Origin of the sequence: Aerococcus mictus (assembly GCF_003286595.3) — a bacterium.
GTDB classification, from domain to species: domain Bacteria; phylum Bacillota; class Bacilli; order Lactobacillales; family Aerococcaceae; genus Aerococcus; species Aerococcus mictus.
Genome location: NZ_CP132985.1, coordinates 1,449,385 through 1,464,471, shown reverse-complemented (window position 1 = coordinate 1,464,471; position 15,087 = coordinate 1,449,385). Strand labels below are relative to the sequence as shown.

The window sequence follows — 15,087 nt, the reverse complement described above, 5'->3', positions numbered from 1 at the left end:
CAAAATGATCTCACCTGAAAAAGCTTATCAAAATAGGCCTGGCTTCCAGTAAAATTCTCTTCATGTGCCTTTGCATTTTTACATACACAATATAATGTGGATAGCGACTTGTTAACCACTATATCTTGTGCTAATTTATTCTATGCCAGATCGCATGCATGTCGTCCTGGGAAAATTTTAACTGAAAAGTGGGATAGAAATCATGACAAAAAATTATTATGACCGGTCCGTGTCGCCGGTAGAATATGCCTATTTTGACCAAAGCCAAAATATGAGAGCTATCAATTGGAACAAAATAGTCGATGAAAAAGATTTAGAAGTTTGGAACCGGGTCACCCAAAACTTTTGGTTGCCTGAAAATATACCCGTTTCTAATGACCTTCCGTCATGGAATGAGCTCGATGATGATTGGCAACAATTAATTACCCGCACCTTTACAGGCCTAACCCTATTAGATACTGTCCAAGCCTCGATCGGGGATGTAGCTCAGATTAAGAATTCCCTCACTGAACAAGAACAAGTGATTTATGCCAATTTTGCCTTCATGGTGGGTGTTCACGCCCGTTCTTATGGGACCATTTTCTCTACCTTATGTACCAGTGAGCAAATTGAAGAAGCCCACGAATGGGTGGTGGATAATGAAGCGCTCCAAGCCCGTCCCAAGGCTCTGATTCCTTTCTATACCGCTGATGATCCCCTTAAATCTAAAATCGCTGCTGCCTTAATGCCAGGTTTCTTACTTTATGGGGGCTTCTATTTGCCATTCTATCTAGCAGCCCGGGGCAAATTGCCGAACACCTCAGATATCATTCGCCTGATTTTACGGGATAAGGTGATTCATAATTTCTATAGTGGTTATAAGTATCAATTAAAGGTTGCTAAATTGAGCCCAGAAAAACAAGCCGAAATGAAACAATTTGTTTTCGACCTATTAGATAAGATGATTGGCTTAGAAAAAACTTATCTACGTCAACTCTATGACGGCTTTGGTTTAGCTGATGAAGCCATTCGCTTCTCCTTATACAATGCTGGTAAATTCTTACAAAACTTAGGCTATGAGTCACCATTTACCAAGGAAGAAACGCGGATTGCCCCAGAAGTCTTTGCGCAATTATCCGCCCGTGCCGACGAAAATCATGACTTCTTCTCAGGAAGTGGGTCATCTTATATTATTGGAACAAGTGAAGAAACACTAGATGAGGACTGGGATTTCTAATGAAAGAATTAATTGTATATTTCTCAACGCAATCAAATAACACCCACCGTTTCGTCCAAAAATTAGACGCAGAATCCATCCGTATTCCTATGGATGAGGAAGAACGAATTAAGGTAGACCAAGATTATGTTTTAATCGTACCTACTTATTCAGGCGGGAAAGTCACAGATGCCGGTCAGGTTGATGCTCATGGCGCTGTGCCTAAGCAGGTTATTCATTTCTTGAACGATCCAGATAATCGCAAACACTGCCTCGGGGTGATTTCCTCTGGCAATACCAACTTTGGTGATTCCTTTGCCATTGCCGGGCCGGTGATTTCTTATAAATTGAAGGTCCCGCTCCTATATCAATTTGAATTGATTGGGACTAAAGAAGATGTCGAAGAAGTTAACCGCATCATTACTGAAACTTTTAACGCTGACCAATAAGCAAGTGCAAGCCAAGCCCTAGAGGCGAATATTGAAAGGAGTATGTCTTAATGACATTCAAGCAAGAGGAAAACTACCTGTCACTCAATGCTTTAACCCGTTTTAAAGACCAAGCAGGTCACTATAATTTTCAAGCCGATAAAGAAGCCGTAGCTGTCTATATGAGAGACTATATCCAAGCCAAGACCAAGACTTTTGCTAACCTGGATAGTAAGTTGGACTATCTTTTTGAAAATAATTACTATGAAAAGGAAGTCTTTGACCAATATTCTAAAGACTTTATCCATGAACTCTACCAATGGGCAGAAGATCAAGATTTTGCCTTTCCCAATTTAATTGGGGCCATGAAGTTCTATGCCGCTTACGCGCTAAGAACTGATGATAAGGCTTATTATCTAGAAACTTATGAAGACCGGGTGATTGCTAATGCGCTCTTCTTGGCTAATGGTGACCAAGACTTAGCCAAAGATTTGGCAGCTGATATCTTGTCTAATCGCTTTCAACCGGCGACACCAACCTTCCTCAATGCGGCTAAGAAAAGACGGGGCGAATATATTTCTTGCTATCTCTTAAGGGTAGAGGACAATATGGAATCTATCGCCAGAAGTATCGCAACCAGTCTACAATTGTCCAAAAGAGGCGGGGGCGTGGCGCTCTGCTTGACTAACTTAAGAGAGACCACTGCTCCGATTAAAGGCATGGCCAACCAGGCTTCTGGGGTGGTGCCCGTGATGAAGCTCTTAGAAGATTCATTTTCCTATGCTAATCAACTCGGTCAACGGCAAGGAGCAGGGGCGGTCTACCTCCATGCCCACCATCCTGATATCCTCAAATTCTTAGACACTAAACGTGAAAATGCCGATGAAAAAATTCGGATTAAATCCCTGTCCTTAGGTGTCGTGATCCCGGATATTACCTTCCAATTAGCTAAGGAAAATAAGGACATGGCCCTCTTTTCACCTTACGACATTAAAAAAGTCTACGGCAAGGCCATGTCAGATATTTCTATTACTGAAAAATATGACGAGTTATTGGCTAATCCAGCCATTCATAAGGACTTCATTTCGGCGAGAAAACTTTTCCAAGTCATAGCGGAACTGCACTTTGAATCAGGTTATCCTTATTTGATGTTTGAAGATACGGTAAATCGCCGCAATCCCCATAAGAAAAAAGGACGTATCGTGATGTCCAACTTATGTTCGGAAATTACCCAAGTATCTACTCCTTCCAGCTATAATGAAGACCTTTCTTTCCGCACTATCGGGGAAGACATTTGTTGTAACCTGGGTTCGCTCAATATCGCCAAGGCCATGGATCAAGCCCCAGACTTCGGCAACTTAGTCAACCATGCCATTCAAGCCCTAGACCGGATTTCGAGAAAGTCTGACCTAGAGTCTGCGCCATCCATTAAGAAGGGTAACCAAGCCAACCATGCTGTTGGTTTAGGGGCTATGAACTTACATGGTTTCTTAGCCACCAACCATATTTACTATGATTCAGAAGAAGCAGTCGACTTTACCGACATGTTCTTCTACGCACTAGCCTACCATGCTTTCAAAGCCTCACACGACTTAGTGAAACAACATGGACCTTTTGCAGGCTTTGCCGAATCGGAATATGCAGATGGGTCTTACTTTAAGAAATATACCCAAGCAAAGGTTCAACCTAAGACTGAAAGAGTCCGTCAATTACTTCAAGATTACGGCCTGCACTTGCCAAGTCAAGAAGACTGGCAAGCCCTCGCTAAGGCTATTCAAGAAGACGGTATCGCTAATGCGCACCTGCTAGCAGTCGCTCCAACGGGGTCGATTTCCTACCTGTCTTCCTGCACACCGAGCTTGCAACCAGTAGTTTCACCAGTTGAAACCCGCAAAGAAGGCAAATTAGGTCGGGTTTATGTTCCTGCTTATCAAATTGATAATGACAACTATGCTTATTATCAACGAGGAGCCTATGAAGTCGGTCCCCAAGCCATCATCGATATTGTGGCCGCCGCCCAAAAGCATGTGGACCAAGCCATCTCCTTAACCCTCTTCATGTCTTCGGAAGCGACCACGCGTGATTTGAACCGGGCCTATATCTATGCCTATAGCAAGGGCTGTTCCACCATTTACTATGTACGCGTCCGTCAAGATGTTTTAGCCGGCAGTGAACATTTAGAAAGTGATGAACTGCTCTCTGCAGGTCCAACGTCTCCAGACCGTCCATCATGCAATAACGACTCCGAATGTGAATCCTGTATGATCTAGTTCCAAATTTCTATTGAATCAATCTTTGAAAACATGAAAAAAGCAGCTCCTATCCCGATAAAGGTAGGAGCTGCTTTGATTTATTTAAAAATGTGCTCCAAAGGGCAGCCCTGACGTCCACTTCACAAATCATTCACAGCAGCCTTCAGCTGCTGTGAATGATTTGCTCCAGTGGTTCAGGACTTTTTATGCCCTTTGTCACACTCTATTTATGTAAAACTGTTTTGTTAACGACATTGAGGTTTTCGTCGATGTCATAAACGATTGGTTCGCCAGTTGCGATTTCAACGCCCATGATGTCATCGTCAGAAATGTTTTCAATGTGTTTGGTTAGGGAACGTAAACTGTTACCGTGAGCCACAACTAAAACATTTTTGCCGTCTTTTAATTCTGGAGCAATGTGGTCTTCCCAGTAAGGAAGGGTACGGTCAAGAGTATCCTTTAGACATTCACCAGCAAGCATGTGGCGGGTGTCTAAGTGGTCATAACGATGGTCAAAGGCTTGTTCACCGCTAGCTTGTGGAGGACGTACATCGTAGGAACGACGCCAGATATGAACTTGTTCATCACCATATTTTTCAGCGGTTTCAGCTTTATTTAAACCTTGTAAACCACCATAGTGACGTTCATTTAAACGCCAATTTTTTTCTACTGGTAAGTAGAGGCGGTCCATTTCTTCTAAAACAATGTTACAGGTTTGGATAGCACGGGTTAGTACGGAAGTATGTACAGAATCAAATTCAATACCCGTTTCTTTTAAATCTTGACCCGCTTTAGCCGCTTCTTTACGACCATTTTCACTTAATTTTGGATCTAACCAACCGGTAAAGACATTGGCTAAGTTTAATTCACTTTCACCGTGACGAATGAATACTAATTTCATTTTTTTCCTCCTAAATAATTCTTGCAAAACACTGTGGCCTAGACCATAATATCTCACTTTATTCTTATTTTACTTGAGAAAAGCGCAGAGGGCAATAGCTTTTAAAAGAAAGTGATTATATTCACCAAGTGAAGCTTAGATGGTGATTAAGATAAGATCTCCTTACTTTGGAGATGGAGGTCCTGGTCGAAATGGTAGACAATGGGGAGGGCATTGGCAATTTCAATCTGGCTGGCTTGTTGGGGTGCCAGGTCTTCGATCACCATTGTTAAGGCCCTAAGGAGGTTACCGTGGGAGACGATGAGAACATTCTTTCCTTGCTTAAGTTGGGGGATGACCTGGTCTTCTAAGTAGGGCAGTAAGCGGACTTGGGTATCCTTTAAACTTTCACTTTGCGGTAGGCTAGAGCTATCTAGGAAGGGATAGCGGTCGCTCAGTTGACTATCTTTGGTGCGGGGAGGGCGGACGTCATAGGAGCGACGCCAGGCGTGGACTTGGTCTTTACCAAACTTTTCCCGGGCCAAATCTTTATTCATCCCCTCTAAAGCCCCATAATGGCGGCCATTTAACCGCCAAGATTTATGTAAGGGCAGGTAAAGTTGATCCATAGCCTCCAGGACGACATTACTGGTTTGAATGGCCCGGCTTAAAAGCGAGGTGTGGATAGCATCGATAGTGTATCCGGCAGCTTTCAGACGGAGCCCCGCTGCATAGGCCTGGTCCTTTCCTTTTTGGGTCAGTTTGGCATCATACCAACCAGTAAATAAGTTATTTAAATTGGAGCTACTTTGTCCATGACGCAGTAATATAAGCATGAGCTTACTCCTTCCATAGATTTTTTCTTCTCTATTTTAAATAAAAGTCGGTCTAAAGTAAATTCTTGCTTGAATCCTTATAGGTGAGAAATTTTGCCGTTGAATCAAATAAAAATCCCAAGAAGGAGTACCAAAAATTGTATTGATTTTTTGATTGAATTGAGGCCTTTAGCAAGAGAATTCCCGTCATTAACCCTTTACTATGAGACTGCAAAAATTGGCTAAAAAGCTTATAAAAAAGATAGGCATCTTGCTTGCTTTTATAATTTAATGTTAATAAAGTTAATATAGTTTAATTTTAATAAATATTATTTTAAAGGAGAAAGGAAATTATTATGGCAAAAAAAGTTGTAGTTTTAGTGGGAAGTTTACGTGAGGGATCCTATGCACGCAAGATTGCTCAAAATGCGATCGACATGTTTAGTGACGACTATGAGGCTGAAATTGTCGAAATTCGTGACTTACCCCTATATGATGCTGACTACGATGACGCTGAAATGACTAATAAACCCTTACCAGAAAGCTATGTGAGCTTCCGTCAAGCCATTAATGATGCCGCCGGGGTCTTATTTGTTACCCCTGAAAATAACCGGACCATTCCTGCCTGCTTAAAGAATGCAGTTGACGTGGCTTCAAAACCTAAGGGAGCAGTGGCTTGGACCAATACACCGGCTGCAATTATCTCGCATTCGGTCGGTGCCATGGGGGGATACAGTGCAAACAAGAACTTACGTCTAGCTTTGTCTTACTTCGTGATGCCAACTATCCAACAACCTGAAGTCTTCTTGGGTCATTCAGCTGACCTCTTAGACGAAGATGGCAAGTTCAAACAAGAATCAACCATTAACTTTGTTCAATCCTATATTGATCAATTCGAAGACTTGATGGCTAAAAATCCTAAAAAATAACACTTATAAATAAAGGGACTGTGAAAAAATCCACAGTCCCTTTTTATTAGGGGTAATTAATCTGTTTTAAGCGGCTAAAGCGGGGTAACGGTCAACGACTTTTTTCATTGGATAATAGAGCAGGGTAACTAGGACAGCTGTTACTGCTGCTGTGAATAAGCTGGCTGGCATACCGGTTGCGGCGATGGCCATGGCTGCTGCTAGGGAATTGCCTAGTAAGACTTGACGGAAGGTGTACTTGATGAAAATGACAATGACCTTGGTCACCCCAGCGACGATTCCAATAGTGGCTAAGCGTCCGATGGTCAATTCTGAATGGAAGACCTTGCGGAAGAGTAGGCTAACGACGGCAATCACCACCAGGTTTTCTAGAACTGTGAAAATCGCCACCGAAGCATAGCCATTGAGGACATCATAGAGGAATAGACCCGCTACAGCGGCTAAGGTGCCTCGCTTTTCTCCCATTAAGAGGACTCCGAGAACCACTAGGGCGTTGCCTGGGTGAACAAAGCTCTTGGAAATAGCGGAAGGCATAGGAATGTGAATAAAAGTAATGGCTAAAATAATGAGAGCTGCATACATCCCCATGGCCACCCATTCAAAGAGAGAATTATTTTTATGCATAAGTTATCGCTCCTTTTAATTAAATTTGTTTTAAATTATAACCCATATTTTAACTGGTAAAAGAAAAAATTGAGCATATTATTCATATTTTTGCCTTGCTTTTGATAAAGTGATGGTGAAAAGATAATTTGTTTAATTGAAAAGAAAGGAAAGGGACAATAGAATGGCGACTATCGATGCATGGGTGGCAGGACTGCGTGTATTGGAAGATTGGGGAATTAAGAACGTTTACGGCCTGCCAGCCGGTTCGCTCAACTCTTTAATGGATGCTTTTGAAAAGGAGCAAGGAAAGATTAACTTCATCCAGGTCCGTCACGAAGAAACGGGAGCTTTGGCAGCTTCCATGAGCGCTAAATTCACTGGTAAGATTGCGGCTTGTATCGGGTCAGCAGGACCAGGGGCAACCCACCTCTACAATGGTCTCTATGATGCCAAAGAGGATAATGTGCCGGTCTTAGCCATTATCGGCCAACGCCCAGAAGTGCAAGCTAACTATGACATGTTCCAAGAGTTCAACCAAAACCCTTATTTTGCTGATGTGGCTGTTTATAACCGTCGGGTAGCTTATGCTGAGCAACTGCCTAAGGTCTTAGACGAAGCCATCCGTACCGCCATTGCTAGAAAAGGCGTGGCGGCAGTTGAAGTGCCAGTCAGCTTTGGTTGGGAACCTTTGGAAGAAGATTCCTGGTATTCCTCAGCTAAGAGTTACCGCGACTATCCACTCATGACACCCGGTGCTGAGGATATTGATGAAGCGGTTAAAGTCTTAGCAGCTAGTGAACGGCCAATTATCTATGCTGGTATTGGAACCCAAGGTAGTGGCCAAGACGTGGTGGAATTGTCTAAGAAAATCAAAGCCCCAGTAGTTGTGACCGGGATTAACTTTGATAATTTCGATTATGACTTTGATGCCCTCCTAGGCTCTGCCTACCGGGTGGCATGGAAGCCGGCTAATGAAGCCTTAGAAGAAGCAGACACCATTCTTTTTGCTGGGTCTAACTTTCCTTTTGCTGAAGTCGAAGGGACTTTTGACCATGTCAAACACTTTATCCAAATCGATATCGACCAACAAAAACTCGGTAAGCGCCATGACGCTGATGTTAGCATCTTAGGGGATGCGGGAGAAGCTATCCGCCAAATCACAGAAAAAATTGAAGAAAAAACCGATAATGGCTGGTACAAGGCCAATATCGACAATGCGAAAAACTGGAAAGACTATCTCCAAAGTCTCGAGCAAAGAGAGAGCGGAGAATTGCAACTCTTCCAAGTCTACCACGCTATTAACCAAGTGGCTGATGAAGATGCTGTCTATTCGATTGATGTGGGGAATACCACTCAAACCTCTATCCGTCACCTACATATGACGCCGAAGAATACTTGGCGGACCTCAAATATCTTCGCTACCATGGGAAATGGTCTTCCAGGAGCTATTGCCGCAAAACTGGAAATGCCAGACCGTCAAGTATGGAACTTAGCCGGCGATGGGGGCTTCTCCATGGCCATGCAAGATATTGTTACCGCAGTCAAATACAAGCTCCCTATGATTAACGTGGTCTTCACCAATGAACGTTTTGGCTTTATTCGTGACGAACAAGAAGATACCAACGATAACTTCTATGGGATTGATATCGCAGATGTTGACTTCGCGATGATTGGTAAGGCTCAAGGCGCTGTTGCTTATACCGTGACTGAGATTAGCCAATTGAAGGAGGTCTTCAGCCAAGCGGTTGCTGATGAAAAAGACGGTAAAGTGGTTGTCATTGACTGTAAGATCAGTCTTGACCGTCCAATTCCAGTGGAACACTTGGAGCTGGATTCTAAACTCCACTCAAAAGAAGATATCGCTAAGTTTAAGGAACGTTATTACGCTGAAGAGCTCAAACCTTTAACGGATTTTCTGGAGGCTGAGGGTGTCGAAATCCGCCAATACCAATGGAAGGAAACCCTGTAAGCTGTCTATGATGTTTTTACATCTGCAGAATAACCATGTTAGAAAAATAATAAACATAAAACTCCTATAATATTTGTGTGCCGTATACTTAATCAAGCAGCCAGTGATTGAAAGCTCTTGTCTCTGTGACTAGAATTGCTTCAGTCTCTGGCTGCTTTTTTAGTTTTGCTCTATGCCTTCAATAGAAAGTTGTGGCCAGGTTTTTTGCCAATTTTTCTTTGTGACCCTTTCCTGATAAATTCTTAGCCGGTCGCTATCTGCTAGGAAGTGAGGGGTAGGAGACACTTTAAAGTGGATAATATCCTCGTAACCATAAGGGGCATAGCACTCGACCTGACCGTTTTCATCTAAGCGCGCCGCAATGGCCGTACACTTTTCCGGAAATTTGCTGACAGCGTCTTTCGATGAAGTATATCTTTTACTATGGGGACTGTGTTTATGCATATCATATTGATTTCTGACCTCCCAATTGTAGTAGGGATATCTTTCTTTGATGGTCTTTTCAATATTAAAGGTTTCTTGGTAGGAAATATTTTTATCATAGAAGATCACATCGATATCTGAGAAGTAGATACTTTTGTTGAGGTCAGCATGGCTGAAATAGTCCCAAAGATAATTGCGCAAGCATCCCGCACAGAGCCAAGCATCTGGAAGTTTAAATGAACGGATAATTTTAAGTAGCTCCATGAGTTCGGGGCTTGATTCAATGATATTTTTGATATCAATCAATTTAGAGCTTTCCTTTCTTCGTTACTGATCAGAATAATCATTATTCTTTACTTATAGATAATAATGTAATCAGTCCGGCAGTGCTAGTAAATAATAGCCAGGTCATAGACATGTTCCAAGCAGAAATAAGACTGTAAATTCCTGTTCCAAGGGGAATGGATAGGGTAAAAAGTAGGGAAAGAAAGTTACTGGTTCGGGCTAAAACGTGGCTGGGAACTCGGGATAGGAGTAAAGCATTAATTTTGGGGTTTATCTTTCCCGAGAGATAGGCGGCGAAAGTGAGAAAAAATAATCCCACGATAACTGGCAAATGTAAAAAGTTCGCCAGCCCCATCAAAATAAAGATAGTGGCAGTTACTTTTAATAGTTGGCCAATAGACAGTTGAGAAAAATAATCGTAGGGTCTGAGACTTGCTAAGAGAATGCCACTGACTGTTACAGCTTCAACGACTAAGAGGGCTTGGCTATATGACAAGTTAAATAAATTTTCTTTCAGAAGAAAAATATTATAGATTGCTGTGGTAGAACCCCCTAGAGCGTTTAGCAAGAGGACAGCGATTAATAAGTGAATAAAATGTGAATGAGTAGACTGGTCAAATAATCCTTTGATTTGGGTGAAGATAGGTATAATTTCTTTTATTAAGCTTTTCGGTCGATGACTGTCCCTGCTTACTTTGTTATAGTCTAATTTTTTGACTATGGGAAATAACAGTCCAACAGATATTAAAAAGGATAGGGCATTGATGAGTGCGACTTTGCTGAAATCATTATTTGAAAGAGTAAGTAGCCAGATCCCAATTGCTTGTCCAGAGAGACTACAAATAAAAGTAATCAACTGAGTAAAGGAATAAGCCTCTATTAAGTCCTTTTGAGCAATATGCCTTTGAATCATTGGCATTTTTAGTCCATTGCTGTAATCACTTAATATATCACTGATTATATTAATGAGGCTGACGCTAGAAAAAATAAATAAGGTCGCTTGGTTAATAATAAGTGCTACCAGGGTAAATAATATTGCCTGAATAAATCCGCATAAAATTAAATATTTATTTTTATTAATGGTATTATCAGCCTTAATACCGACAAAGACTGTGAAAAGACTTGGGATCACCAAGATAATATTGGCTATTCCAACGATTAAATTCGAATGAAAACAATTAGCCGCATAGACAATAAAAACAATATTATAAAGGGCTGATCCCATGGTGTTAAAGAAACGCGATAGGCTTAAATAGCGGTAAATTCTATTCTTAAACAGTAAATTCATTATTCATACATCCTCTCTATTCAAGTATTGTATGATTTACTTCATTTAAGAAAATGAATTTTGAATATATTCCAATAGCTATCTGCTTAAAAAGGCACCTTTAAAGAGTAGTGGTAAGCTTTTAAAGTGAAATAAGTGTCAAAAATAAATTGACTTGATTGAATATATTCAACCTAGTCGATTCGTTTCTTCTTTAATCATGGCTTTTTGATAGTAATTAGCAACATTATCACAATGAAGTGTCTTCAATATATTAACAGCTGTTTTCATTTGATCGATACCCTCTGAGGCCCCATTTAATTTATAAGCATATAGCCCCTTGGCCCAGAGGTAGATAATCCGGTAGTAAGTTTCGTTTTCTTTAAAGAAATGGTCCTGTATATTTTTGTCAAAGTAATCCGCATTGACATAATCTTCCTTATCAATACAAAGAAGGAAGCCATTCATTAAAAGCGTTTGGATTAAGTGTCTATTACTCTTTAATGAACCAAGAAAATCAGATTTATGTAACATTTCGCGAGTATAGTGAGTAAATAATCGGGAAGAAATAAGGGTTGAGCTGATGGCTAATAGGGTTAATTCATAGTTTCCCCAAATTTCTGTGCTGAAGAGATAGTCATGTAAGAAGGTATTCTCTTCTTCAGTTAATTGGGTACTTTCGTCCAATCCCTTCATATGGGCTTTAATAATGATTGAATTAATTTTATGGTTTGGTTTAGAAGGGTCCTTTCTCCATTTTTCTATTTCTGAGTGGTATAAGTCTTTAAGCGCTTGATAGTCGGTGCTCAATTCAGATTCAAGGATTTTTTCTTGCAGTCTGACTAGTGGGCTTTCAGAGAACCCCCTGGCGAGATAAAGGAATTCATTGACTTCAATATGAGTATTTTCCAAAGCTGTAAATAGCTTCAGTGCTGAGATTTCATTCTTCCCATTTTCGAACTTAGAGAGCATAGAGGGGGAAAAGTTATTACTGCTAGCATCGGCTAAGGAAATATGCCTAGCTTCACGAAGTCTTTTAAAAATTGGTCCGAGTTGTTTCATAGCTATAAACCTCTCAATAGTTTAATTATAGTGACAATATTTTGTTAATGAGTAGTATATCCTATTTTTATATAATAAAGTTTATTATTTCTATCAGTTTGGACCTTTCTAAGGGTTCAAGCTTGATAACATATTAGTAAGGAAAACTTAATAACAAAAAGTAAGCTAAACACTTTTTCCCATTATCTAATCGTGGTAAAGTTAAGGAAATAGTCTAAGTACCTCACGTACTATTAGGGAGAAAACAAGTTATGAATCAATTACAAGCCTATATCAAAAATGAAAACACCGCTGCCTTATTTGAAAATACCTCCATTGGTATTGAAAAAGAAGGTCACCGGGTAACACCAGAAGGGCATATTGCCCAAACGCCTCATCCTCAAAGGGTGGATGGGTCCAGTGAAAACCAGTATATCCAGCGTGATTTTGCTGAATCACAAACAGAATTAGTCTCACCCCCTGTGATTGGCCGTGAAGAGGGCGTGCTTGAGTGGATGCACGCGATTTATGATGTCACCCTCAGACATCTAGACAACGAAGAAGCGATCTGGCCTTACAGTATGCCACCGCAATTACCTAGTGATGACCAGATTAAGGTGGCCCAACTGGATGACCCTGCAGCTGTGGATTACCGGGAATACTTAGTCGGAGCCTATGGGAAGAAATTGCAAATGATTTCTGGTCTCCACTATAACTTTGGTCTCGATCCCGACTTTATTAAGGGGTTTTACCAAGCTGGATATAGCGACTATGAGAACCTATTTGATACCCAAAACGCCCTCTACTTAAAATTGGCCCGCAATTTTCTACGCTACCAATGGGTGATTGTCTACTTCTTGGGTGCTAGTCCCTATGCCCACGATTCTTTCTTTGAACCGGGGGTAGAGCCTGTTGACCATCCGGTGCGGAGTTTGCGGAATTCTGAGCACGGCTATATTAACCATGAGGATGTTCATGTTTCCTACCACGATTTGGAAACTTATATTACAACCCTAGAAAATAATGTCAAAACCGGCCATCTCTACGCTGAGAAGGAATTCTATTCTAATGTGCGTTTGCGGGGCGGAGCTAAGGTCAGAGACCTACTCCATACCGGGATTAAGTACTTGGAAGTTCGTAATACCGATATCCAAGGCGATGCCCCTTATGGCATTCAATTAAAAGAGCTGGTCTTTATTAAATACTTCTTACTCTACTTGCTCTGGATCGATGAAATGGCGGATGACCCTGAAATCGAATTGGGCGTTAAGATCAAAACCCAAGTGGCCAATGAAGATCCTTTCAGCCGAACCGCCTATTATGAAGAAGGTAAGCGGATCGTCGAGGGGATGCGGCAAATGTTGGCTGACTTAGGGATTAGCCAAGAGAAATTGGCATTGATTGAAGAAATTCTTCATCGCCTGGAAGCTCCAGAAGAAACTCCAGCAGCCCAAATTGTCAAAGCCTATCCAACTGTGGAAGACTGGTTAGCGGCTGGCTTAGCGATTGCTGAAAAGAACCGCAAGCAAGCGCTGAAAGCCCCTTATCAACTAGGTGGCTTTACCGATATGGAGCTCTCTACCCAGATCTTTATAGCTGATGCGATTCGTTCAGGGATCCAAGTGGAAATTTTAGACCGGTCGGACAATTTACTACGTCTTTCTCTAGGCGACCATATTGAATATGTTAAAAATGGCAATATTACTAGCAAGGATAGCTATATTTCTCACTATCTTTTAGCCAATAAAGAAGTCACCAAGCAGATTATCCAAGAAGCTGGCTTCCAAGTGCCCAAATCACGGACCTATCACAGTTTAAGCGAAATCGAGGCGGCAGCTGGTCTCTATCTTGACCGCCCCTTAGTGGTTAAACCCAAATCGACTAATATGGGAATTGGCATTTCCATCTTTAAGCAAGGACCCAGTCGTGAAGAGCTCCTAGAAGCCTGTCGGATTGCCTTTGAAGCTGACGATAGTGTGCTCTTGGAAGACTATGTGTCAGGGGTAGAGTACCGCTTCTTTGTTCTCGATGGCAAGACCATTGCTGTCTTGCTCCGGGTGCCCGCTAATGTGGTCGGCGATGGGAAAGCGACAATCGCACAATTAGTCGCTGAGAAAAATAAAGACCCTAAGCGAGGCTTGGACCACCGCACCCCACTGGAAAAAATTCAATTGGGAGATATCGAAGCCCTGAATCTTAAACAACAAGGCTTGACCTTCGACAGTGTCTTAGAAGAAGGGCAAAAGGCTTACTTAAGAGAGAACTCTAATATTTCCACCGGAGGCGACTCCATCGATGTCACAGACCAAGTCCATCCTTCCTATCTTGAGCTTGCCAGTCAAATGGCTCAGGCCTTAGGCGTTAACATTACCGGGATTGATTTAATGATTCAAGACATAAAAAAACCTGCCCAAGTCAGTGAAACTGGGGCCAATTATGGCTTTATTGAGGCCAACTTTAACCCCATGATGATGATGCACGTCTATCCAGCCCAAGGCCAAGGGGTTAGGGTTACTGAAGCCTTACTCCACTACCTCTTCCCCGAAAAAGGCTTTTTGAAATAGAGTGCGACAAGCCCGTCAAAGAGCAAGATCGCTGGAAGAAAAAACGATAAATTCTGAAATAGAATTTGTCGTTTTTTCTGAAGCGGATGCTTGCTCTGGGCTTGGAGCAGGTTTGAATAGAGTGCGACAGTCACAACAAAGGACGAAATCGCTGGAGAAAACTGGGATAAGCTCAGTGAGACTGAGCGTTACCAGTTTTTGAAGCGGACGTTCGTCTTGTGACTGGAGCACGTTTGGGAAGGATGTGAGGACGCCGTCAGAGACTTGAATTGCTGGAGAAAAATACCATAAGCACAGGAAACTGTGCGTTGGCATTTTTTGAAGCAACTTCAAGGCTGGCGTACGAACTCAACTATAGAGTGCGACAAAATTTAAGTAACGAAAAAAGGCTCAGTTTATAAACTGGGCCTTTTTACGTGATCAATTGTATCTA

Annotated in this window: 12 protein-coding genes; 6 read left to right on the top strand and 6 right to left on the bottom strand. The window is 41.8% G+C overall.

Annotated elements, in window-relative coordinates:
- The first annotated feature begins 202 nt into the window (after positions 1–202).
- The 3 genes from nrdF to nrdE are packed head-to-tail and all read left to right on the top strand — an operon-like array spanning position 203 to position 3,893.
- Positions 203–1,216, top strand: a complete 1,014-nt coding sequence (gene nrdF / locus DBT49_RS06730; RefSeq protein WP_070560534.1) for a class 1b ribonucleoside-diphosphate reductase subunit beta — start codon at positions 203–205, stop codon at positions 1,214–1,216.
- A complete protein-coding gene (nrdI, locus tag DBT49_RS06725) occupies positions 1,216–1,644 on the top strand; it encodes a class Ib ribonucleoside-diphosphate reductase assembly flavoprotein NrdI (protein WP_070560536.1) in 429 nt (142 codons plus the stop codon). The genes nrdF and nrdI overlap by 1 nt, the downstream gene beginning before the upstream one ends.
- 50 nt (positions 1,645–1,694) lie before the next feature.
- A complete protein-coding gene (gene nrdE, locus DBT49_RS06720) occupies positions 1,695–3,893 on the top strand; it encodes a class 1b ribonucleoside-diphosphate reductase subunit alpha (protein ID WP_070560538.1) in 2,199 nt (732 codons plus the stop codon).
- Positions 3,894–4,098: 205 nt separating this feature from the next.
- On the opposite strand, the gene gpmA is transcribed toward nrdE, so the two are convergent.
- Positions 4,099–4,776 carry a 2,3-diphosphoglycerate-dependent phosphoglycerate mutase gene (gene gpmA, locus DBT49_RS06715; protein ID WP_013669780.1) on the bottom strand — a complete coding sequence of 226 codons (678 nt, stop codon included), beginning with the start codon at positions 4,774–4,776 and terminating at the stop codon, positions 4,099–4,101.
- Between the two features lie 146 nt (positions 4,777–4,922).
- Positions 4,923–5,591, bottom strand: a complete 669-nt coding sequence (locus DBT49_RS06710) for a 2,3-bisphosphoglycerate-dependent phosphoglycerate mutase (RefSeq protein WP_070560540.1) — start codon at positions 5,589–5,591, stop codon at positions 4,923–4,925.
- 335 nt (positions 5,592–5,926) lie between these two features.
- Here DBT49_RS06710 and DBT49_RS06705 point away from each other — a divergent pair, with 335 nt between their 5' ends.
- On the top strand, positions 5,927–6,499 hold the full coding sequence (locus tag DBT49_RS06705) for an NADPH-dependent FMN reductase (protein ID WP_070560542.1): 573 nt from the start codon (positions 5,927–5,929) through the stop codon (positions 6,497–6,499).
- Between the two features lie 66 nt (positions 6,500–6,565).
- Here the strand turns inward: DBT49_RS06705 and DBT49_RS06700 are convergent, their stop codons facing one another.
- Positions 6,566–7,123, bottom strand: a complete 558-nt coding sequence (locus tag DBT49_RS06700) for an ECF transporter S component (RefSeq protein ID WP_070560544.1) — start codon at positions 7,121–7,123, stop codon at positions 6,566–6,568.
- A gap of 163 nt (positions 7,124–7,286) precedes the next feature.
- Here DBT49_RS06700 and spxB point away from each other — a divergent pair, with 163 nt between their 5' ends.
- Positions 7,287–9,074, top strand: coding sequence for a pyruvate oxidase (gene spxB, locus DBT49_RS06695; RefSeq protein ID WP_070560546.1), 1,788 nt, complete (start codon positions 7,287–7,289; stop codon positions 9,072–9,074).
- A 159-nt stretch (positions 9,075–9,233) separates the two neighbouring features.
- On the opposite strand, the gene DBT49_RS06690 is transcribed toward spxB, so the two are convergent.
- The 3 genes from DBT49_RS06690 to DBT49_RS06680 form a co-directional block, all read right to left on the bottom strand.
- Positions 9,234–9,761, bottom strand: a complete 528-nt coding sequence (locus DBT49_RS06690; protein WP_180754234.1) for a nucleotidyltransferase family protein — start codon at positions 9,759–9,761, stop codon at positions 9,234–9,236.
- Between the two features lie 82 nt (positions 9,762–9,843).
- The gene (locus DBT49_RS06685) at positions 9,844–11,070 is read right to left on the bottom strand and encodes an MFS transporter (protein WP_070560549.1); all 1,227 of its coding nucleotides are present in this window, start codon (positions 11,068–11,070) and stop codon (positions 9,844–9,846) included.
- A 168-nt stretch (positions 11,071–11,238) separates the two neighbouring features.
- Positions 11,239–12,111, bottom strand: coding sequence for a helix-turn-helix domain-containing protein (locus tag DBT49_RS06680; protein WP_070560552.1), 873 nt, complete (start codon positions 12,109–12,111; stop codon positions 11,239–11,241).
- Positions 12,112–12,362: 251 nt separating this feature from the next.
- On the opposite strand from DBT49_RS06680, the gene gshAB reads away from it, so the two are divergent.
- Positions 12,363–14,654 carry a bifunctional glutamate--cysteine ligase GshA/glutathione synthetase GshB gene (gene gshAB / locus DBT49_RS06675; protein WP_070560554.1) on the top strand — a complete coding sequence of 764 codons (2,292 nt, stop codon included), beginning with the start codon at positions 12,363–12,365 and terminating at the stop codon, positions 14,652–14,654.
- Positions 14,655–15,087 lie beyond the last annotated feature (433 nt).